We start from the raw sequence: 22063 nt of genomic DNA on the forward strand, positions 1-22063 counted from the left end.
GCAAAAGTTATAAATTTTATGAGTAAACAAGATAATAATCAGCTTAATTTTTCATTAAAAGAGTATTCTAGTATTCAAATAGGAATCTATTTCTTATTTGCTGCATTTTTAATTAAAAGTATTTTAGAAGGTTTTTTAATAGACGACAACCCTTTAGGAATGATGTCTGCAGAAATTATTGAGCTGTTAGTTTTAATAATTATTCTATTTACACTTCTATTTTCTTCTCTTGCATTATTCTTTAAAGGTAGAAGAAAAATAAGAAAAAAGAAAAGTAAGCTTTGGAATAGTAAAACAAAAAACATTTCTTTAAAATATCTAGCTAGTTTTTCTATTATTATTTTTGTTCTTATTTTCTTAAACAATCAAGGTTTTATAAATTATCTTACTCCTGCTTTTCTATTATTTTATGGCTTATCTCTCATTATTTTAAAAATAAAGAAAAGTAAAAATATTTTTATTTTATCAATAGTAAGTTTTATGCTTGCTGTAATTTGTTTTATGATACCTAATTATTGGTATTCTTCAATTTTTATTTTAGGAATAGCCCATATTACTTACGGTGTAGTTGTAAAAAATTAGAATTTTTTTCTAATTTCCCTAACAATATCTTCTAATCCATTTAATTTTAGCTCATAAACTAGTTCCAATTGACTACCTAGTTTTCCTTTTGGAAACCCTTTATTGTGATACCAAACTACATAATGCTCTGGTAAATCTATTAAAAACGTGCCTTTATATTTACCAAAAGGCATTCTCATTTTTGATAAATCAATTAAAATTTGACGATTGTCGAGACTACTCTTTACCATCAATATAATCTTGTAAATAAGAAAAACGTTTAGTTAACTTTCCGTTTTCTGTCATTTTTGAACGTTCTAAAACTCCATCTTTATCATTATTAAAAAAAGCTGGAATTACATTTTTTAAAAACATTTCTCCAAAACCTTCACTTGCGTCTTTTGGTAATTCGCAAGGTAAATTATCTACCGCCATTACTACAATAGCGTCTTTATCTTTATAATCAACTTCTAATTCTGTATGCGGATTGTAACCATAAATAGGATCTGCAATTGTAGACGGTTTAATGGTTGAAGCAACTGGACCATCAATATCGCAAGAAATATCTGCTACATATTTAATTTTAAAATCTTTTGATTTTGCATCTTCTCTAGTAAATAAAAACGGAGCTCCATCTCCATAAAAATGACCTGCAATAAAGAAATCTGTTACTTTAGCAAAACGCATAAAATTAGATTTATACATATCTGCATTATTATAAAAATCTTGATTATCTAAAATTCTACCATCCTTTCGTTCATTATAATCTAAAACATCTGCTAAACAATATACTGGTTCATCAAAAGAATCATTTATATATTTTTCTACTGATACTTGTTTTATATTCATACCATCTAACATTTCTTTAGCTCCATATGCCACTTTACCATTTCCTGTTAAAAGAATCTTTAGATTTTTAAATTCTATTTTATTCAACTCTTCAATTAACTCTTTTTGGCTATCTAAAGTTTCAGCTTTTGGTAAATTAAATTCATCATTAGTTAAACCGATAGCTCTAAAACCATTATATGCGCCTACAATACCAGCATAACGACCAAAACCAATTAAACGAGCACCATTCTCTTTTACAATAGTTTCATGATCAAATAATTCTATATTTTTTTCTAAAATTGCCTTTAATAATTTTCTATTATAAGGCTGTTTTTTTATAGTATGACTAAAGAAAAAATATTTTTTACCAGGAATTAAAGCTTCCACTGGAACTTCTTTTACACCAAATAAAACATCACAGTCAGAAAGATTTTCTGTTACTTCTAAACCTACATTTTGATAAGCTTTATCAGAAAAAACTCTAATATCAGATGCTTCTATAACAATAGATGCTTCTGAAAATTTTTCTTTAAACTCTTGTAATTTTGAAGGTGAAAAAACTACTCTTCTATCTGGTGGATTCTTACGTTCTTTTATAATGCCAAACTTCATAATTTACTGCGGTATAATATTTGCTCGAAGATATTAGATTTTATAAAGATAACCAACAGTATTTTTTTATACTTTTGCAAACCACAATTTTTTTAATAATTGGATCATTGACATAATAAAATGAATTTTTGATGAGTTGCTGAAATAAATTCAGCATCAATTCAATTATGCTAAACAAGTTTAGCTATTTCATTGAGGGGACGACTGGTTTTGACAGCAAGGTCAGTGAATTTGTAAGCATACCGAGTTATGAAATAACACTCGTTAAACCTAATTTCAACTTTTTAAACGGCGAAGATAACTACGCTTTAGCTGCTTAATCCGAATTATAGTAGGATTAGCCTAGGCACACAAGGTGTGCAAGCTTTATGTCCACGAACAGCCTTGGTTTATGGCGTTTCATATTTGGGCATCGTAAATATAAACATAGGAAATTTAGTACTTCGATAAATTTCTAAAACTAAAGAAGATAAGCTAAAAATGGATTGTTCTTAATCAGCTTTTAGTCGAAAATTAAGAAAGAACTATGTATGTAGAAAGCTTTTTGGCTGCTTGTTTGGACCCGAGTTCGATTCTCGGCGTCTCCACAGAATACCCTTATAAACCCAGTGTTTGTAAGGGTTTTTTATTTGCGTTGATAATAACGTTGATAATTGCTCTTATCATCATTCTTTTATTGTTCTCCTCAAATTTAGTATTTTTAATCTTATTAATACTAATTGACTATAAAATTATGACTGGATACATTACACTTTATTTTACATGTATTATTGCTTCACTTTCACATATCTACCTGGTATCAAAAAGAAATACTGAAAAACTAGCACCATATATTTGGAATGATAATTCTCATTGGAACCCTAATATTGATAGGTTAAAGCTTTTATTTTCTGCCGTATTAATAGTATCTCCTGTTTTATTATTAAAATCTCTTATTAAATTTAATTCTAATAATATCTATTTCAACTATACAGGGTTTTCTTTAATTATTCTTCTCATAATTTTTTGTTTTTGGTTCGATCTTAAAAAGATTAATTCTATTAAAGAAATTAAAATATTTAGTAAAAAAGATGATACAAGTAGTGATGCCCACGAATTAAAAAATAGCTCGTTAATAAATGATTTAGAAAGCCTAAAAGTAAAACAAGACAAAATAGATTCTATTTCGATGGATATTATCAGTAAAGTAGATGGGAATTATAAAGAGACATTAAATTTTAAAAAAGAAACTTTAGATAATTTGTCTGTTATTAAAAAGGATTTATTGAAAACTAGAAAAGAAGCTAAAGAAAACAAAACATCCTGCACTGAGAGTTTTAAATTAGTAAATAACGAAATATCAAAAATCAAAGAAAAGTCAAAACCTAAGAAAAGGGATTCTCTTAAAAGAGAGGAAAATATAAATCAAATTGTATTTACAACTTTTCATCAATCTATGAGTTATGAAGAATTTGTAGAAGGTATAAAACCACAAACCAAAGATGGATTAGTAACCTATGACATTAAAGAAGGAATCTTTAAAAAAATATGTACTGATGCAGAACTTTATAGTGCAGATAAAGTAGTTTCCGTTTCTAAAAAAGTAGATTTAGATAAAAGAATAAAAAAATTAAGAGACGAATTAGAACAGTCTGAAAATTCGGAGATTGAAATTGCAATGACAAAAACTTCGTATCATATAACGTCAATTACAGACAAGCATATTAAGTTTAGAAAAGCATCTGGAGGAACAGGTCATGATTTAGTTATAGATACTTTGAAAGGAATTGCACTTGATGAAAGAGATATTATTGGAGGCTTAAGATCTTACTACGATTATTTAATACAATTTTTGAATGCTTATGATATTACAGAAGAAATCGTTGAAGAAAACAAACCTTTTGTATTAATAATAGATGAAATAAATAGAGGAAACGTCTCTCAAATATTTGGAGAACTTATTACTTTAATAGAAAAAGACAAGCGTTTAGGGAAAGAGGAAGCTTTAAAAGTAAAATTACCATATAGTAAAACTCCATTCGGAGTGCCTCCAAACATATACATTATTGGTACAATGAATACTGCTGATAGAAGTATTGAAGCTTTAGATACTGCATTAAGAAGACGTTTTGTTTTTGAAGAAACACCTCCAAAACCAAGCTTATTAAAAACTGCTGGAAAATCAGGAAAAGTTGAAGGTATTATAACCTTAAAAGATAATAAAACTGTTGATTTAGAAACTTTACTAATCACAATTAATAATCGTATTGAAAAATTAATTGATAAAGACCATAAAATAGGACATTCTTATTTCTTGAGAGTAGATACAGAGAAAAGCTTGAAAAAAGCCTTTAAAAATAAAGTGATTCCGCTGTTAGAAGAATATTTTTTTGGTGACTTTGGTAAAATTGGTCTTGTGTTAGGCGATTCTTTTATAGATAGAAAAGATGTAGCATTTAATTTTTCACAATTTAAACACTATGATTCTGATATTGTTGAAGATTTAAAATCTAAAGCTATTTTTAAAATTAATAACGATAACCTTTGGGATTTTAACGCGATATAATGCTAAAACCAATACAAGTTTTTGAGTTCGAAAAGCTAGTCGCTTCTGATACTTCTTTTTTTAAAACGGAAGCGTTGGGTAAAAAAGTAATTGACAAGCTTTGGCAATTTAATGATGCTAATAAAAATATTTATTTTGAAGCCATTAGAAATGGCGTGAAATTTAAAAATTATGTTGGAGTTATTCAAATTGGTAACGTAACTATTGAAATTCTTCCAAAGGCGGATAAAAATTTTGCAACAGAAAATGAAAGAGGTCAATGGCATACCGTTTTATTAAAAATGTTAGCAAAATGCAAAAAAATAAAAATAGATTCGGTATCTAAAGCTGCATTAAAAAAACGTCATCATTCATTATTAGACCTGTACTTCGATTTGTTTTTAGATGAAGTAAATATGCTTTTAAATAGAGGTTTAATAAAACAATATAGAATACAAAGTGGAAATGTATTAGCTCTAAAAGGGAGACTTGAATTTTCTAAAAATATACAACATAATTTAGTTCATAAAGAACGATTTTATACGAATCATCAAGTGTATGATTACAGCCATTTGATTAATCAAATAGTACTCAAAGCTTTATTAACGCTAAAAAATATTTCAAATAATATTTTTATTAAAGATCGAATTGAAAGAGTTTTAAGTTGTTTTCCTGAAGTAAAGGAAATTAATATAACTAAATCACATTTTGATAAACTTACAGCTAATAGAAAAACAACAGACTATCAAGAAGCTATAAAAATTGCTAAAATGATATTACTAAACTATTCGCCAGACATTAAAGGTGGTGGAGAGAATATGTTAGCATTATTATTTGATATGAATATGCTTTGGGAGGAATATGTTTATAGAATGTTGGTTAAAATTCAAACTGATACTTTAAAAGTGAAATTCCAAAACAGAAAACAATTTTGGGAAAAGAAGTTAATTAAACCAGATATAGTTATTGAGAAAACAGAAGTAGATAAATCAATTTCAACATACGTTATTGATACCAAATGGAAAATTATAGACCCTAAAAAACCTGGAGACAATGATTTGAAACAAATGTATGCTTATAACATGTATTGGAATGCGTCAAAAAGTATGTTGTTATATCCAACTTCTAAAGTTTTAACCACAGATTTTGGAAATTTTCATAAAGGTAGACCTAAAGAAAATCAATGTAAATTAGGATTCATAAAAGTTATGGAGAATAATACTTTGAATACTGCGATTGGTGAGGATATTTTAAATTTTCTTGATATAAAAAATTATTGATTTTATGACAGACAAAACCAACCTTATCTCACTCAACTACGCAAAATTCTCACTAAATCGTTGCACTTCCTTATCTCAAATCTTTGCTTATTTCATTTCGTTAAGTTTGTAAAAAAACATGTTCATGAAACATGAACATTGCTATTATTTGAACAAAAAAATCTTAATTTCTCTTTGAATTGAAGTAATTATGTGTTCTGGGGTTTTAAGTTCTTTTGCTATTTCTACCCACCTAGGAACAAGTGCTTGTAGCTCTCCTATTATAGCGTTAGGATTTTTAATAGAGAATGTATCAGCAATGACTAATAAGTCTTTTAGATTAATTCCTGTTCGTTTACTGTTAATAGAAAGTGCTCTTGATGTTGTTTTAAAAGTTAACAATGGGTTTAAAGCATACGTTAGATCATAGGCAGGCGCTAGATTCCAACTATTACTTTCTTTATTATAAATAAAGCTATGATTTTTTAAATGGTCGTCAACATTTCTAAAAACAAGATTAAACACCATTCGCTTAAATAGTTGCTGTAAATCTTTATGCGGAACACCTAAACTTAAAGCTACTTTAAATACATTCTCATAAGAAGAATTTTCTGGTTGACTTTTAAAATCCCAACCTGTTAAACCAGTTACCGTTAAAACGTGTTGTTTTTCTCCTTTTTGTCTATCATATCGTAAAGTAGCAAAATGAGTGTCTTCTATTAATTTAGAAGGCATCATATCAATACCTGCTTCTTGTGCAAGTAAATAATAAGTATATTCTACTTTTTCTTTATTATAACCATCATTATCACCAATATGAAGTTTTACTAAATAATGATTATACTCTTCGCTAACCTCTCTATCCCCTGCGATTATTTCTCCTGTTTCTTTATGCTCTGAAATTAAAATTTTAGGTCTTGCTCCTCCTGCAGATGTTCCTATTTTAAATATATTTAGTAATGCTAATTCACTAAAATCTTTACCTTTAGTATCGTTTTTAAGCTTTAGTACTTTTTCTAAAATAGTTATAACTTCGTCTATATTAACTTTAGATGTATTTGGTAATTCCTTAATTGGCTTATATTCTAACGCTCCCATTCCACGATCTGCAACATACGCTAATTGTTCTAGGGGCGTAACTTTAGTAATACCTCTTGCAGTTAACCACTCTTGGAAAATTATATTACCAAAGGTGTCTGGTAAAGAATCTGCTATCATAGGTGGTAATCCTTGAAAAGTATCATTTTGATATTCTGAAAATACTTGTGCAGGTTTTATCCTTTTAAAAATAAAAGGAAATAAATTTGAAAATTGATTAGAATCTAAAAACGCTGGATTGTATTGAAAAAATGACTTCCCTTGGTCTAAATCAACTCCAATTTTACCAATCTCTACACCAAATATAACAACATCTATTATCTTTTCTCTAGCCATGATTATTAGTATAATGAAATATTATTTTCGTCTTCAATTGTTTTATCAATTGCTTTTTTTAATTGCTTTAGTAAAGCAAAATGATTCGCAATTTTTAAAACTGTATCTAATGTTGCGTTCTTTCCATTCTCAAACTTTTGAATCGTATACCTAGACAAGCCAATGGCTTCTGCAAGATCTTCTTGAGACATATCGTAACTTTGCCTTTTGCTTTTACAAAGCTCTCCTAACTTTAGCTTTACTTCCTTAATTGTAACAAAATCAATCATATAATTGTTTATTATAATACACAAAAATAACTAAATAACAACAAATGTGGATTATAATCCACAAAATATATTTAAAAATTCTCAAAAACTGATTTTACTGCATGGATTTTAGCGTCATTATTTACTTGATGATACATATTAAAAGTCTTAATATCTTTATGACCACTAATACTCATAATGGTTTTATCAGCAATTCCTTTATTTCTCATAATAGTAATAAAAGTTCTTCTAGCAGTATGTGTTGAAATACGTTCATAAAATTTCTTTACAAAAACCTCCTGCTCCACTCCTTTTGTTTTGCTGTACTCAACTTCATGCACAAACCCAGCTTCTTTTAAAACTTCTTTGATGTAATCGTTTTGTTTTTGATTAGAAACTAACGGAAGCTTGTAATTGTATTTTAAGAGAATTGCTTTCGAAATAGAAATTAAAGGAATTTCTCTCGTATCTTTAGAACTATCTTTTTCTTCTTTTAAAACTACACAATCATTACTATTAACCGTTCTTTTATTAATCAATTTTAATTCACCAAAACGCATACCTGTTAAACTCTGAAAAATAAAAACATCTTTAATTTTATTCAATTTTGGATCTTCACAAACGTGATTATATAGGGTTTTAATATCTTCAAAAGACAATGCTTCTTCTCTAGTTAAAACTCGCTTAGGCTTTTTAAAATCAATGAATTTCTTATTATACATATATTCTTTTTTCAAAGCCCAAAACAAAAAAGTTTTTACTAGCCCTAAATTTCTATTGAATGTATTTGTGTAATGGTCTTTATCCTCATAACAAAAATCAATAAACTCTGTGTAGAAAGTATTATTTATCTTACTAAAAGTTAATTTATATTTTTTTGCCTTTTCAAATTCCGTCAGTAAATTCTTAATATTTTTATATCTTTTAATGGTAGATTTTTTCCACTCTTTTCTTTTAATTCTCTTCCGTAAATCTATCATAAACTTCAAAAAAAGTTGTTTTCTTAATTGAAACGTTTCCAAAAACTTGATCTAGATGTTGTTTTAATAACTGACTAGTAAATTCAGTTTTACTCATTTCACAACGAGATTGAAATAAATAAAACTCATCTTCATATTGGTTCAAAACTCTCGAAATGAGTTTTTGATTGACTGCAATATCTTTACCTCTATTTTTAGGTTGGTTGTTTTGAAAATCCCAATTATTAGGAAGTATTGATTGTCTTGTGGAGTAAACAAATTGTTTTCTTTCATTTTTAAAATAACAAGAAAATAAAATTAGCGTATCATTATTATCTTTTGGTTTTCTTAAGTAAAATGTGTGTTTCAAATTTTTTAAAATATTATCAGATTAATATGCGTTGATAAAATCGTTGATAATTTTGTTATATCTTATTATGCAAAAACTTATTAACAAGACATAAAAAAAGCCATCAAACCCTTATAAATAAACAACTTATAAAGAACTAATGACAAATAAAAATTAATCTAAAGTATAATCGGCGTCTCCACAATAAAAAAACTCAACTATTTAATTTTTAAATAGTTGAGTTTTTTTTATTAATAGAAATTTATTTATTATTAACTTCTTAAAGATTTTATTATTTCTAAAGCTCCTAAAGTTTTAGTTTTAATAGCTTCATAATCGAAACTACCATCATCGTTTTTAGCCATTAATTTTGACCCCATTCCAACGCAAGCAACTCCGGCTGCAAACCAAGCTGATAAATTTTCTCTTGTTGGAGAAACACCTCCTGTAGGCATAATACTTGTCCATTGTTGAGGTCCTTTAATACCTTTTACAAACTGAGGACCATAAATATCTCCAGGAAATAATTTAACAATTTCACATCCTAATTCTTCTGCTCTAGTAATTTCTGTTAAAGTACCACAACCTGGAGACCAAAGAACTTTTCTTCTATTACAAACAATTGCAATATCTTCTCTTACAATAAAGTTTGCTCCTAAAGCCATATATAAAGACGCTTGTGCAGCATCAGTTACAGAACCAACTCCCATTACCATTCCTGGTAATTTAGCAATTGCATATTTAGTTAATTCTCCAAAAACTTCATGTGCGAAATCTCCACGAGCAGTAAACTCCATTAAACGAGCTCCACCATCATAACATGCTTTTAATACTTTTTTACTTACTTCTATATCATTATGAAAAAATAAAGGAACCATTCCAGTATCTTTCATTACTTGCGCTACTTCTATTCTTGTAAATTGAGCCATTTTATTTTTTTTAATTAATTCCAGTTTAATATTTTTTTGAAATCATATGCTTTTGGGTTTGGTAAATATTTTTTTGAAGCTTCATAATCTTTTTCTTTAATGTAGAATAAATTATTGATGAATAATTGAGCCATATCAGAATCTATATCTACCAATCTTGGTGGAATTTTACCCTCATTATCTTCAAAATCTTTTAAATACAAAGGCATAATATCTCCTTTTGAGTTTGCACTAACAATGCAACCAGAAACTCCTTGATCAAATATTTTTTTAACTCCAATACCTAATAATGTACATAATGTTAAATCAAAAGCAATAGGATTACAGCATCTTAATTCGTAACCAAGTTCTACTGGTCTCGATTTTATATCTAAACCAAGTTCTTTTAATTTAACTTGTAATAAGTAATTGAATATATGCGATTTGCTAACATTTCCTAATTCTGGATGTCCATGATCATCATATGTAAAATTAATTCCAGAGTTTAATATTTCATCCTCTTCCATAAAATGAAAAACACCTTCACTTACTAATGCTACACCATATTCTATTCCTTGAATTTTACATTTTACTATCGAAGAAATAATCATATTAATTATTTTTTCAAAAGTGATTTTAGTTTTGTTAAACATTTCTGGAATAATCATCATTTGATAATGGCAAGCAGATGCTATACCAAAAGCTAAATGCCCCGCAGAACGCCCCATTGCAGCAACAACAAACCAGTTTTCACTAGTTCTAGCATCTTCATAAACTGTATTTCCTATACGAACTCCTTCATCTTTTGCAGTATGAAATCCAAATGTAGGGTTCCTATCTGGCAAAGGTAAATCGTTATCAATAGTTTTAGGAACATGCACATGCGCAACATCCAATTTTCGACTGTTAACATATTTTGTTAATCTATTAGCAGTAGAGGCAGTATCGTCTCCACCAATAGTTACCAATAATTTTACATTATACTTTTTGAAAAAACCTACTTTAAAATCACTATCTTTTGGTTTATATCTACTCATAATAAAGTAGAGCCTCCTCTACTAAAAATTCGATCTGCTTTATGAAAATCGAAAAAAACTAATGAAGGATCTTCTGATAATAGACCTTTATAACCATGGTGTACTCCAATAACTTCGTAGCCATCTTTTAAGAAAGTTTTTGCTAAAGTACTTATTACTGTGTTTATTCCAGGAGCTGGTCCTCCTCCACACATTATTGCAATAGATTTTTTCATATATTAAAAATATAAAACCTACAAAGTTTGTGTTAAAAATGCTTAACAACTTACCTTGTAAGTTCTTTAAAACCTTATAGGTTAAGGTTCTTATAAATTATCTTGCAACTCTACCAGACGCATCATCACCCATTAGTTTTTCTACTTCTGCAACTGTTACTAAGTTTGCATCACCTTTAATAGTATGCTTTAAACAAGAAGCAGCAACTGCAAAATCTAATGCATTTTGATCGTCTTCTGGATATTTTAATAATCCGTAAATTAAACCTCCCATAAATGAATCTCCACCACCAACTCTATCTACAATATCTGTAATTTGATATTGACGAGTTTGGAATAACGTTTTTCCATCATATAAAACTCCAGCCCAAGTATTATGAGAAGCTGAAATCGAACCCCTTAAAGTTGTAATAACTTTTTTAGCTCTTGAAACTTCTCCATCATTTGCTCACAAACTGATAAAAAAGCTTCAGCTTTTACATTATGCCCTTCTGTTTGAACAGAAATTCCTGCTGGTTTAATACCAAAATGCATTTCTGCATCCTCTTCGTTACCTAAAACAATATCACAGTACGAAGTTAATTCCGTCATTATTTTTTCTCTATGAGCATCGTCACAGAATTTCCAAAGTTTAGCTCTATAATTTAAATCTGTAGAAATCGTAATTCCTTTTGCGCTTGCTGCTTTTAAAGCTTCTAAAGTTACATCTGCTGCTCCTTGTGATATTGCAGGTATAATACCTGTCCAATGAAACCATTCACAACCTTCAAAAACTACATCCCAATCGATCATTCCAGACTCAATTTCTGCAATAGCAGAATGTGCTCTATCATAAACAACTTTAGATCCACGAGAAACAGCACCAGTTTCTAAAAAGTAAATACCTAAACGATCTCCACCATAAACAATTTTATCTACTCCAACACCACGCTTACGCATTTCCATCATTGCACATGCACCAATATCATTCTTAGGTAAACGAGTTACAAAATCTACATCTACACAATAATTTGCCAATGAAACTGCTACAATTAGACTCTCCACCACCATATACTGCATCAAAATTATTTGCTTGCGAAAATCTTAAAAACCCTTGAGGAGCCAATCTTAACATGATTTCTCCAAACGTTACTACTTTACCCATTTTTTTGTATAAATTATTATAATTAATCACTCTGATTAAACGTTTAACCAGTTATTTAAAATAAAATCAAAACCTATATATAGATATTAGTTTTGATTATATGATTTCAAACAGTATATTTGCTTAAACGATTAAGCAAATATATATAAATTTGACAAATAAAAAGAAAATCACAATAAAAGATATTGCAAGTGTATTAAATATTTCTGCAGCAGCAGTTTCTAAAGCCTTACATAATGACCCTAGGATTAGTGAAAAAACTAAAAAAGCTGTTAAACAAGTTGCAAAAAATTTAAATTACCAACCTAATCATTTAGCAAGTGCCTTAAGAAGTGGCAAAAGTAATTTAGTTGGTGTAATTGTACCTAGAACTAATAGTAATTTTTTCTCTTCAGTAATTCAAAATATAGAAGAAGTATTAAATAAGGAAGGTTACAATATTATAATTACACAATCAAATGAGTCTTATAAAAAAGAATGTGATAATATAGACACTCTTTTATTTACACAAGTAGATGGTATTATTGCTTCTATGGCAAATGAAACTGTAGACTTAGACCATTACGAAAAAATTAAATCAAAAGGAATCCCTTTAGTTTTATTTGATAGAGGAGAAAATGATTTAAATGTTGATTATATTGGTATAGATGATTATAAAAGTAGCCAGATAATTGTAGAACACTTAGTAGAACAAGGTTGCAAAAGAATAGCTCATATTGGAGGTTTTAAGCGAACACGAATTTATAACAATAGAATTAAAGGGTATATTGATGCTTTAAAAAAACATAATTTACCTCTAGAAGAAGAATTATTAATTGAAACCAATCTTTCCATTGAGAATGGAAGAAAAAAATGCTGCAACTTTTAAAGATAAAAAATAGACCAGATGCAGTTTATGTAGCTGGTGATTATGCTGTTTTGGGCGCATTACAAGTACTAAATGAAAATAATATTCGAGTACCTGAAGAAATAGCGTTAGTTGGTTTTGGTAACGAGCCTTTTACGGATATGCTAACTCCTAAAATTACGAGTGTAAATCAGCATAGTGAAAAAATAGGAAAATTAGCTGCTGAAACTTTTCTAAACCACATAAAAAAGAAAACAATAACACAAGAATTAAACAAGCAAATTCTAGATGCGGAATTAATTGTTAGGGATTCTTCTTATAAAAATAAAACCACTCTAAAATAAATTTTAGAGAGGTTTTTTATCAATTTAAATAAATAACTTTATTTATTAAATACCTAAAGCTTGTCCACCACCTACTTGGATAGTTTCTGCTGTAATAAAAGCAGCGTCTTTACTTGCTAAAAATGATACAACTCCAGCAACATCTTCTGGTTGACCTAATCTCCCTAACATAATGTTGTTTGCCCAAGAAGCAAATACTTCTGGTTTTGTTGCTTTTATTTGTGCATGAAATGGCGTATCAATTGTTCCTGGTGATACCGCATTTACTCTAATGCTGTATTCTGCTAAATCTTTAGCTAAAGCTCTGGTTATTGCATGAACTCCTGCTTTTGATGTTCCATAGATTCCTGCTCCTGGTCCTCCAGCATTCCAACCTGCATTAGATGTATAGTTAATGATAGAAGCATTATCGCTTTTCTTTAAAAATGGAATCGCGGCTCTTGATGCAAAAAATGCCGAATCTAAGTTTAATGCCATTACAAATCTGTAAAATTCTGTAGTCATTTCTTCAAAACGAGATCTTCCTCCCAATCCTCCTGCATTGTTTACAAGAACATCAATTTTACCATATTTCTCTCCAATCTTTGTTATGTTTTCTGTTACTGCTTCATCTTGAGTTACATCAAATCCGTAATATTCTGCTGTAATTCCTTCTGCTGTTAATTCTGCAACTCGTGCTGCGCCAGCTTCATGATCTATACCATTTAAAATTACTGTATATCCGTCTTTTCCTAATCTCTTTGCTACTGCAAAACCTATTCCGCCTGTAGCTCCTGTTATAACAGCAACTTTTCCTTCTATTTTACTCATCTTATTATTTTTATAACTCTTTATGTATTTTACTCTTCTTTATTCTTAAATATTTTTTCTTACGGGCTCTATCTTTCTAATCAATACAAAAATTGATAAAACACCTAGTAAAACTGATATTGTAATTGCAATAAATGCTGGTGTATAAGATCCGCCTCCGGTTATCTTTCCTATAAACCAGTTCATAATCATTGGAGATACTGCTGCAACTGTTCCTGCTAGTCCTGCTAAAGTTCCTACAGATGGACCTCTAAATAAATCACTAGAAATCGTCTGAACATTACCAATAGCAAATTGAAATCCAAACAGTACTAGACCTGCTAAGTAAATAAAGGTCATAAAATTGTTTTCCCCTACAAACTGAACGATACTATAAATACTAACAACCCTCCTACTGAAATTGTAATCTTTCTTGCTGCATCTACTGATTTTGATTTCATAAGAAGTCCAGTAAACCAACCTCCAATAATACTTCCGGCTGCTGCCATTAAATAGGAAATCCACATTGTAGCTGCTATTTCTTCAAGACTTAATCCAAATGTTTTGTTTAAGTAAATTGGCATCCATCCTGCAAAAAACCACCAAATTGGCTCCATAAAAAACCTGCATAATAAAACTCCCCAAGATTGTTTGTAGCTTAATATTTTTCCTACTGATAAACTTTTTGACTTTTCTTTTGAGACATCTTCTTCTTTATCAATTCTATCTGATAAAATTAAATCTCTTTCTTCTTGCGTTACCCAAGGGTGCTTCTCTGGTGTAGATTTGTTTAAAAATAACCATGGAATAACCCATAAAACTCCTACTCCTCCTAATATAATATATGTAGTCTTTCAACCAAATTGTGTATATAAATAAACAATGATAAAAGGGGCAATTACATTACCTATTGATGCTCCTGAATTAAAAATACCTTGGGCTGTAGCTCTCTCTTTTATAGGAAACCATTCGCCATTACTTTTAACCGCTCCTGGCCAATTACCAGCTTCTCCTAAACCTAATAATCCTCTTACAATAGATAATGATATTAATCCTTTGGTAAAGGCATGAAGTAATGAGGCTAAAGACCAAACAACTATAGAAACTGTAAACCCTAATCGTGTTCCTATTTTATCATACAACTTCCCTGAAAGAAATTTTCCTGCTGCATAACAAGCCATAAATATATTTAACATAATAGCATAATCGGAATTATCCATCCCTAAATCTTTTCCCATCTCTGGCCACAACAATGCAAATGCGGTTCTATCTACATAATTTATTACCGTAGCGATAAATATCAACACGATAATCCACCATCTAAGTCCTTTTATTTTCATTTTAAATTTTAGTTTTTTAACGTAGAATATTGCAATAACAATAGTTGTTATTGTCATTATTAAACTTATTTTAATAAAGTGAATGAAATTGCTAGAAAAGCAAAAAAATTACTTAATTATATATTAATGTAATTAGATAATAATATCTCTAAAAAAAGAATTATAACTTTTTTAAAAAATTATATATTATAACAATATTGGTATAAAGTTTTAAAATGAACTTTCATTTTTTCCTTTGCCAATTTTGGTTCTTGATTTAAAATTGCATCATAAATATCTTGATGCTCTTTTATACCTTCATGAGCTAAACCTTTATCGCAAACATGATATTTTTCGAAATTTGTAATTATTTCTGGAGTAATAATTAACATAAAAGTGTTCATAGTACTATTTCCGCTTGCTTTTGCTATTGCAAGATGAAATAACAAATCTTCTTGAACTGCATCTTCACCATTTAAAACTTTACTTTTATAAGCTTCTAATGCTTTTTTTATTTCTATTAAATCTTCTTCAGTTCTTTGTATGGAAGCTAATCTCGCTGTTTTTAATTCTAATAAAATTCTAGTTTCTACTAAAGATTTAAAATCTGGTTCTTCTAATCTTAAAATATCTTCAATCATACCATTTAAGGCAATTACTCCAATATTTGCTACAAAAGTTCCACTTTGTGGTCTTGATTTTAATAATCCATAAAACTCTAACTTACCAATAGCTTCTCGAACATTAGATCTACTTACTTCAAACTTCTCCGAAAGCATACGCTCTGAAGGTAACTTATCTCCAGGTTCTAAATTTTTATAATTAATAAGATCTCTAATTCCTTTAATTATTAAATTTTGAACTTGTTGATTTTCGTTTTTTGTAAGTACTTCTATCTTCATAATCTATCTTAATTTAGTAAGTAAATTTATTAGTATAAATGTATAAAAACTATTTCGAATTAGATAATTTCTTTTAAAAATTAAGGCTTTACTTTATCAGATTAATCAAATAAAGTAAAACCTTAATAAAATTAACTCAAATAATATCTATTTATTTGCAAAATGCTAGTAACCTGCATTTTGAGTAATTACTTCTCCACTTGCAAAAATTTCAGATGTTGGTAATGGAAATACATGATAATTAGAGCTTATAGTTTTACCCATTGCAGCATCTAAAGTACCAGTTCTTACCAAATCGAAAAATCTTTGTCCTTCTAAAGCTAATTCTAATCTTCTTTCATTTGCAATAGCAGTTCTAACTGTTACTTGTGTTACAGCAGTTGTATTTGCTAAATTTGCTCTACTTCTAATTTTATTCAATTGAGTAATAGCAGCAGGAGTACTTCCGTTTTCATTTAATGCTTCGGCATATAATAAAATTGCGTCTCCTAATCTTAAATCAATAAAATCTTGATCTCCACTATTAAACTTAGTACCAACTACTCTTACAGCACTAGTTCTATTTATAGTAACATTTTTTCTTGTTACATCTTGTGTATCATCAAAAGCTTTTACTAATGAATTAGTAATTGGAAAATCATCTCCCTTAGAATCATTTCCACCAAACCAAAAAGCAAATACAGTACCAGAACCTGCAGTAATAGCTCCAGAAATTTGAGTTGAATATAAAATCTCTGAATTTAAATCATTTCCAAATATATCTGCAAAATTTGCTTGTAAACTAATTCCTGCACCTGCAGCTCCATTTACAACATCACGTAAATATGGTTCTGCATTTACAAAGTCTCCCATATATACATAAGCACGACCTAACAATCCTTGTGCAGCAATCTTAGAAGCTCTTCCTGTTGCAATACCAGAATTATCTAAATTTGACATAGCATCTGAAAGATCTGTAATTATTTGACTATAAACATCTGCTACAGATTTTCTAGCTAAAATAGAAATTTCATTTCAACTTGACCAGCAGTTTGTACAGCCCAAATTTCACCAATTTCTCCACCTACATAATTTCTAAAAACAACATCTCTACCAGATTGACCAGCAAATAACCTAGGTAATTCATCTAAATCTCCTAAATCAGTAATTTCTGTTTTAACTGTAGATAAATTTGCACTAAGATTCCAAGAAAAATCATCCTTATTAATCAAGTTTGCAGCAAACTCAAATTCTAAACCAGAACTTTGCACATCACCTGAGTTAAGATTAATAGCACTGGTTCCTAGCACTTCAGATACACTTTGATTAATTAAAATATTTTCAATATCAGAAGTATAATAATCTACTCCTAAAGTAAAACGATTGTTTAATATACCTAAGTCAATACCGAAATTGGTTTCAGTATTTGTTTGCCAAGTTAAATCTGGATTAGCGACATCTGTAGGAATCAAATACCCGTTACCATAGACTGTTGCTCCAGAACCTAACAAACTTAAAGAACTATAAGCTCCTAAAAAAGATGCAGTACCTAAAGAACCTGTACTAGCTCTTAACTTTAATTTGCTTAATATATCGTTATCCGCAAAAAAATCTTCTTTATGAACATTCCAACCTAAAGAAACTGCAGGAAATACTTCATATCTATTGTTCGCTCCAAAACGAGAATCACCATCTCTTCTAATAGATGCAGATACTAAATATTTATCATCAAACGCGTAATTAACTCTACCAAAGACACTTCTTCTTGTACTCGTTTCATCACGTTCTGTAACTACAATATTTGCTGGATCTAATAAACCATAATTAACAATATCACCAAAAGGAACATAAGATCCTCTTAAAGCTGTTGCTTTCGTATAATTATTTTGAAACTCAACACCTACTACCGCAGAAACATCATGGTTTCCTATTTCTTTTGTATAACTTAAAGTAGTTTCACTTAAAATAGATGATCTTTTAGTATCAGTTTGATCTAAATCTGTATTTTGAAATCTAGCTTTACCATCTGCTAAAATTCCTTGATAATAATATGATTGTGTATCTCTAAGATCTGCACCTAAAACAGTTTTTAGGTTTAAACCTTCTAATAGATTATATTCTATATAAGAGCTAATATTAAAAAAATATGTTTTTTCCCAGTTCTCAGCGTTATCTAACTTAGCTGCAGGACCCTGATCTCCAGAACCTCCAATACCATTATTATTTTTTCCATAATGCCAATCGTTCACAAAATCACCTGGTACTAAGTCTTGAATACTTTGTACATATCCATCAACACCATCTGTTGCTGAATTTCTACCAGCATCAAATGCTTGCAAACCTAAACCTACAGCTTGGTTATTTAAATTTTGTACAAATGCAATAGATTCTTCAGTATGATAAATTGGGTGAAAACTATATGCTCTTGATAAATCTCTCATATCATGAGCAACAATTTGTCTTTTAGACATAAATCCGTTAAAATTTAAACCTGTCTTAAATTTTTCACCAAATTTGGTATCTATATTTAAACGAGCGTTTACTCTTTCAAAACCTTGAGTTCTTACAATACCTTCAGTATCTTGGTAACCTACAGATGCAAAATAGTTTGAAGTATCATTACCTCCACTCATACTAAAGTCATGACTTACACTTGTTCCAGATTGATATAACCAATCTTCAACACTTACTTCTCCAGGAGAGTTTTCATATGCAGATAATCTATATTCTATAAATGCAGGATCAATTTGAGAAAGATCCCAATTACCAGCTGCAATTTCACTTCTTGAGTGTGCTGCCCATTCTGATCCTGTTTTAAGAATATTATCTCTATACTTATTTGAAGCACTTAAATAAGTATTATAACTAAATTTTGTTTTACCAGACTTTCCTTTTTTAGTAGTAACTAAAACAACACCATTTGCACCTCTTGAACCATATATAGCAGCAGATGCAGCATCTTTTAGCACTTCCATACTTTCAATATCGTTCGGATTAACAGTTGCTAAACTACCAGAAATTGGGTAACCATCTACAACAATTAAAGGATTAGAATTGCTTGATATAGAAGAAGCAGCTCTAATTTGAATTTTTGGATCTGCTCCTGGCTCTCCACTTGCGTTTTGAATTAATACACCAGCTAACTTACCAGCCATTGCTTCATCTACACGCGTAGCTTGAACTGCTGCAACATCATCACCTCCTATTTTTGCAATTGCACCAGTTAAATGACTTTTTTTACGAGTACCATAACCAACAACTACAATCTCATCTAATACACTAGCATCTTCTACTAATGATATATTTAATGTTTTTTGATTAGTAATAGTTACTTTCTGCGTAGCATAACCTAAATAAGAAAATTCTAAAACTTGACCTTTTTCTACTTGAATAGAATAATTACCATCAAAATCTGTTTCTGTTCCTTTGGCAGTGTTCTGGATTACAATAGTTACTCCAGGTAAAGGTGAGTTTTCCCCTTTAGAATTTACTACACCTTTTAAAGTGTATGCATCTTGTGCATAAAAGCAAATGTTTACTAACATTACTAGCAGTAATGTTATTTTAAATTTTAATTTCATAATAGTATTTTATGTTTTTAAAAATGTAATTTGTTATTCATATTTTATGAATAACGGTTTTTAATTAACACAACCTAAAAACTAAAATCACTATTAAAAAAATAACTTGTTTTTAATAAATGATATTTAATATTTAGACGATGTATTGGTTTGCTCTTCGTTTTGAAGAAGTTTTTTTAATAAAAAGGATAGACGTACACCTATCCTTTTTCGTTTTAATTAATTCAAATTTAATATCATACGCTATCTATTTTTTGTTAACTCAACTGGTTATCCAAATTGGATAATCAGATTGATTTTCCAGATATACACATATTTTTTTAAAACAAGTAAATCTTAATAAAAAGTTAAAATTTTTACCAAAAAGTTAAGAAATTGATTAATTAAATATTAAATTCTTTAAACCATTATTAATTAGCGATATATATCAATAAAAAGATTAACATTTAGTTTACATTTTTACTTATTCATTTAGAGAAATTTTATAGGTCTTAAACTTAAATAAGAGGTATTATTATTAATGAGTATTTTTATAAAAAAATTAGAAAGTTAATTGTTTTATAAAAAAAGTAACCTCAATTATTTTTTTAATTGAGGTTACTAATACAAAACAAAAAGGTTTTTAAGAATTCAATATTTAATTTTGAAGTTTTTTTAAGGCTTTTTTACCTGCCAAATTTTTAGGGTTTAATTTTAAAGATTTTTTATAATTTAAAATTGCCATTTTTTTACTCCCATTTATTAGATATGCTTCTCCTAAGCTATCATAAGTATTCCATGAGTTTGGAAACTTCTCTACATTAAGTTTTAAAATTTCAATAGCTTCAACAACTTTATTCATTCCTAAAAGCTGATAACCTAAATTATTAATCTCATTTTCATTAATAGAATAATTATCTGTATCCTTAAATTTAACAAATTTTCGAAAAGCGATATCAAATCCTTCAGTCATAGCAGTCTCCATTAATAAATCTGCAAATGATTTTTTAGGCAAAACATATGGTCCATTATAAAGTATACTTCCTATTGATAAACCTATATTAGTTAAATTAGTATTTTCCACATTATTTAACAAAACTATTAAATTATTCTGCTCTGGCATTCTATAGATAACAGTTGTAAATCCATTTATGCCACCCGTATGATTAATAATTTTAACTTTTTTACCTCCAATACTTTTTTCAATTATATGCCAACCATAGCCATAACCTCCACCCCAAGCAGAAACATAAGGTTTAAATAATAATTTTTTATACTTTTCTTTTAAAAGTAAATTTTGAGACAAAGCTTTATCCCAAATAAATAAATCTTCTGTTGTAGAATACATAGATCCAGCGGCATAAGGTATAGACATATCTCCAAAATTAGAATTGCTATATATTTTTCCTGTTTTTAAATAACCTGTTGCTCTATTCTTTAATAATGTACTGTGATGATCAAAACCAGTATTTTTCATTTTAAGAGGTATAAAAATATTTTCATGCAAAACTTGCTCATAAGATTTACCTGTAATTTTTTCAATTAGCACACCTAATAAAAAATATCCCGAATTACTATATGAGAATTTTTTACCCGGTTTAAATTGAAGCGGTAAATCTGAGAATAACGAAATAAACTCATTTGGTGTGTAAGTATTTCTACTATATTCTTTCATGAAATTTGGAATCATTAAAAACTCTGGAATCCCAGAAGTATGCGTAAGTAAATGATGTACTGTTATTTGATTTCCGGTTTTCTTCGGATAATCAGGAAGATAATTTGAAATTTTAGCATCTAATTTTAATTTACCTTGTTCAACTAATTGAAGAATTAACATTGAAGTAAATTGTTTAGTAATAGATCCCAAACGATGTTTCGTATTTGGTTTATTAGGAATATCCCATTCCATGTTTGCGAAACCTACACCTTCATTATAGATTACTTTTCCGTTTTCTACAACAAGTACAGAACCATTAAATAAGCCGTACTCATTATTTACGCTCATTAACTCTTTAATCTTTTCTGCTTTACTTTGCCCAAAAGAATTTGAAATGGATGTTAACAGAAAAACAGAAACTAGTAACACTAGCTTTATTACATTGTATTTTAAAAATTGTTTCATAAGATTTATATTTTCTATTTATTAAACTTTTTCAAAAGTAAAATGAAAACAGACTGAATAGAATCTTATGAGATAACTAACAACTATTATACTATGTATAACAAGTTTATATGCTTAATT

The 22063-nt window shown here is 28.8% G+C and carries 20 protein-coding genes, 1 other RNA gene and 2 pseudogenes; 6 read left to right on the top strand and 17 right to left on the bottom strand.

The window, feature by feature from the left end; genetic code table 11:
* Positions 1–18 precede the first annotated feature (18 nt).
* Positions 19–582: a hypothetical protein gene (locus tag N5A56_RS10285; RefSeq protein WP_265725377.1), complete on the top strand. Its 564-nt coding sequence runs from the start codon at positions 19–21 to the stop codon at positions 580–582.
* Here the strand turns inward: N5A56_RS10285 and N5A56_RS10290 are convergent.
* Both N5A56_RS10290 and N5A56_RS10295 read right to left on the bottom strand, forming a co-directional pair.
* The gene (locus tag N5A56_RS10290; protein WP_265725378.1) at positions 579–812 is read right to left on the bottom strand and encodes a DUF3820 family protein; all 234 of its coding nucleotides are present in this window, start codon (positions 810–812) and stop codon (positions 579–581) included. The genes N5A56_RS10285 and N5A56_RS10290 overlap by 4 nt on opposite strands.
* Positions 799–2004, bottom strand: a complete 1206-nt coding sequence (locus N5A56_RS10295) for an NAD(P)-dependent oxidoreductase (protein ID WP_265725379.1) — start codon at positions 2002–2004, stop codon at positions 799–801. Before N5A56_RS10295 ends, N5A56_RS10290 begins: the two co-directional genes overlap by 14 nt.
* A 196-nt stretch (positions 2005–2200) precedes the next feature.
* Between N5A56_RS10295 and ssrA the strand changes: the two genes are divergently transcribed.
* The 3 genes from ssrA (at position 2201) to N5A56_RS10310 (ending at position 5808) form a co-directional block, all read left to right on the top strand.
* Positions 2201–2594: a transfer-messenger RNA gene (gene ssrA / locus N5A56_RS10300) on the top strand.
* A 143-nt stretch (positions 2595–2737) separates the two neighbouring features.
* Positions 2738–4549: an McrB family protein gene (locus N5A56_RS10305; protein WP_265725380.1), complete on the top strand. Its 1812-nt coding sequence runs from the start codon at positions 2738–2740 to the stop codon at positions 4547–4549.
* Positions 4549–5808, top strand: a complete 1260-nt coding sequence (locus tag N5A56_RS10310; RefSeq protein ID WP_265725381.1) for an McrC family protein — start codon at positions 4549–4551, stop codon at positions 5806–5808. Before N5A56_RS10305 ends, N5A56_RS10310 begins: the two co-directional genes overlap by 1 nt.
* A gap of 144 nt (positions 5809–5952) precedes the next feature.
* Here the strand turns inward: N5A56_RS10310 and N5A56_RS10315 are convergent, their stop codons facing one another.
* From N5A56_RS10315 to N5A56_RS10350, 8 genes and pseudogenes are all read right to left on the bottom strand, one after another.
* Positions 5953–7221 carry a type II toxin-antitoxin system HipA family toxin gene (locus N5A56_RS10315; protein WP_265725382.1) on the bottom strand — a complete coding sequence of 423 codons (1269 nt, stop codon included), beginning with the start codon at positions 7219–7221 and terminating at the stop codon, positions 5953–5955.
* A 5-nt stretch (positions 7222–7226) separates the two neighbouring features.
* Positions 7227–7490 carry a helix-turn-helix domain-containing protein gene (locus N5A56_RS10320; RefSeq protein WP_265725383.1) on the bottom strand — a complete coding sequence of 88 codons (264 nt, stop codon included), beginning with the start codon at positions 7488–7490 and terminating at the stop codon, positions 7227–7229.
* A 71-nt stretch (positions 7491–7561) separates the two neighbouring features.
* Positions 7562–8449 (bottom strand): tyrosine-type recombinase/integrase, encoded by an 888-nt coding sequence (locus N5A56_RS10325; RefSeq protein ID WP_265725384.1) that lies wholly within the window; start codon positions 8447–8449, stop codon positions 7562–7564.
* Complete coding sequence (locus N5A56_RS10330; protein ID WP_265725385.1) at positions 8424–8798, bottom strand: hypothetical protein; 375 nt, start codon at positions 8796–8798, stop codon at positions 8424–8426. Before N5A56_RS10330 ends, N5A56_RS10325 begins: the two co-directional genes overlap by 26 nt.
* 251 nt (positions 8799–9049) lie before the next feature.
* A complete protein-coding gene (locus N5A56_RS10335; protein WP_265725386.1) occupies positions 9050–9706 on the bottom strand; it encodes a bifunctional 4-hydroxy-2-oxoglutarate aldolase/2-dehydro-3-deoxy-phosphogluconate aldolase in 657 nt (218 codons plus the stop codon).
* A gap of 14 nt (positions 9707–9720) precedes the next feature.
* Positions 9721–10722 (bottom strand): 6-phosphofructokinase, encoded by a 1002-nt coding sequence (locus tag N5A56_RS10340; RefSeq protein WP_265725387.1) that lies wholly within the window; start codon positions 10720–10722, stop codon positions 9721–9723.
* Positions 10719–10937 carry a 6-phosphofructokinase gene (locus tag N5A56_RS10345; RefSeq protein ID WP_265725388.1) on the bottom strand — a complete coding sequence of 73 codons (219 nt, stop codon included), beginning with the start codon at positions 10935–10937 and terminating at the stop codon, positions 10719–10721. The genes N5A56_RS10340 and N5A56_RS10345 overlap by 4 nt, the downstream gene beginning before the upstream one ends.
* A gap of 97 nt (positions 10938–11034) precedes the next feature.
* Positions 11035–12081 (bottom strand): annotated as a pseudogene (locus N5A56_RS10350) (PfkB family carbohydrate kinase).
* Between the two features lie 151 nt (positions 12082–12232).
* Here N5A56_RS10350 and N5A56_RS10355 point away from each other — a divergent pair.
* Positions 12233–12949 (top strand): LacI family DNA-binding transcriptional regulator, encoded by a 717-nt coding sequence (locus N5A56_RS10355; RefSeq protein WP_337994788.1) that lies wholly within the window; start codon positions 12233–12235, stop codon positions 12947–12949.
* The gene (locus N5A56_RS17440; protein WP_337994789.1) at positions 12934–13272 is read left to right on the top strand and encodes a substrate-binding domain-containing protein; all 339 of its coding nucleotides are present in this window, start codon (positions 12934–12936) and stop codon (positions 13270–13272) included. Before N5A56_RS10355 ends, N5A56_RS17440 begins: the two co-directional genes overlap by 16 nt.
* Positions 13273–13317: 45 nt before the next feature.
* Here N5A56_RS17440 and N5A56_RS10360 read toward each other — a convergent pair whose 3' ends face one another.
* From N5A56_RS10360 to N5A56_RS10390, 7 genes and pseudogenes are all read right to left on the bottom strand, one after another.
* The gene (locus tag N5A56_RS10360) at positions 13318–14082 is read right to left on the bottom strand and encodes an SDR family NAD(P)-dependent oxidoreductase (protein WP_265725389.1); all 765 of its coding nucleotides are present in this window, start codon (positions 14080–14082) and stop codon (positions 13318–13320) included.
* A 45-nt stretch (positions 14083–14127) separates the two neighbouring features.
* Positions 14128–14421, bottom strand: a complete 294-nt coding sequence (locus tag N5A56_RS10365) for an MFS transporter (protein ID WP_265724964.1) — start codon at positions 14419–14421, stop codon at positions 14128–14130.
* 14 nt (positions 14422–14435) lie between these two features.
* A pseudogene (locus tag N5A56_RS10370) lies at positions 14436–15458 on the bottom strand (MFS transporter).
* A gap of 122 nt (positions 15459–15580) precedes the next feature.
* On the bottom strand, positions 15581–16282 hold the full coding sequence (locus N5A56_RS10375) for a FadR/GntR family transcriptional regulator (protein WP_265724966.1): 702 nt from the start codon (positions 16280–16282) through the stop codon (positions 15581–15583).
* Positions 16283–16447: 165 nt separating this feature from the next.
* Positions 16448–17221: a RagB/SusD family nutrient uptake outer membrane protein gene (locus N5A56_RS10380; protein WP_265725391.1), complete on the bottom strand. Its 774-nt coding sequence runs from the start codon at positions 17219–17221 to the stop codon at positions 16448–16450.
* A 56-nt stretch (positions 17222–17277) separates the two neighbouring features.
* Positions 17278–19842 carry a SusC/RagA family TonB-linked outer membrane protein gene (locus tag N5A56_RS10385; RefSeq protein ID WP_265725392.1) on the bottom strand — a complete coding sequence of 855 codons (2565 nt, stop codon included), beginning with the start codon at positions 19840–19842 and terminating at the stop codon, positions 17278–17280.
* 637 nt (positions 19843–20479) lie between these two features.
* On the bottom strand, positions 20480–21943 hold the full coding sequence (locus N5A56_RS10390; RefSeq protein WP_265725393.1) for a serine hydrolase: 1464 nt from the start codon (positions 21941–21943) through the stop codon (positions 20480–20482).
* Positions 21944–22063: the final 120 nt, after the last annotated feature.

Origin of the sequence: Polaribacter ponticola, assembly GCF_026191475.2 — a bacterium.
GTDB classification, from domain to species: domain Bacteria; phylum Bacteroidota; class Bacteroidia; order Flavobacteriales; family Flavobacteriaceae; genus Polaribacter; species Polaribacter ponticola.